This window comes from Delftia sp. WSY_12 (genome assembly GCF_043104645.1).
In the GTDB taxonomy this organism is placed as follows: Bacteria; Pseudomonadota; Gammaproteobacteria; order Burkholderiales; family Burkholderiaceae_C; genus Comamonas; species Comamonas tsuruhatensis.
Genome location: NZ_JBICKW010000047.1, coordinates 1 through 571, shown reverse-complemented (window position 1 = coordinate 571; position 571 = coordinate 1). Strand labels below are relative to the sequence as shown.

The window sequence follows — 571 nt, the reverse complement described above, 5'->3', positions numbered from 1 at the left end:
ACAGCGCGCTCGGGCGTGGGGATGTAGGTGTCCAGGGCTTCAGCCAGACGCAGGATGGCGGGCTCGCCCTTGTCGCTTGCGTCACCTTCCAGGGCCAGCTTGGCCGAGCCGCGGATGATGGGGGTGTCGTCGCCGGGGAAGTCGTACTTGGCCAGCAGCTCGCGCACTTCCATTTCGACCAGCTCCAGCAGCTCTTCGTCGTCCACCATGTCGCACTTGTTCAGGAACACGATGATGTAGGGCACGCCCACCTGACGAGCCAGCAGGATGTGCTCGCGGGTCTGGGGCATCGGGCCGTCAGCGGCCGAGCACACCAGGATAGCGCCGTCCATCTGAGCAGCGCCGGTGATCATGTTCTTGACGTAGTCGGCGTGGCCGGGGCAGTCAACGTGAGCGTAGTGGCGGTTGGCCGTTTCGTACTCGACGTGGGCGGTGTTGATCGTGATGCCGCGGGCCTTTTCTTCAGGTGCTGCGTCGATCTGGTCGTAAGCCTTGGCTTCGCCGCCGAACTTCTTGGACAGAACGGTGGCGATGGCAGCCGTCAGGGTCGTCTTGCCGTGGTCCACGTGAC

1 protein-coding gene is annotated in these 571 nt (G+C 64.3%); it reads right to left on the bottom strand.

Features of this window, described 5'->3' with window-relative positions:
* Nucleotides 1–571, bottom strand: a 571-nt coding sequence (locus ACF8LI_RS22515; RefSeq protein WP_392414268.1) for a GTP-binding protein, incomplete at both ends; no start/stop codon positions are given.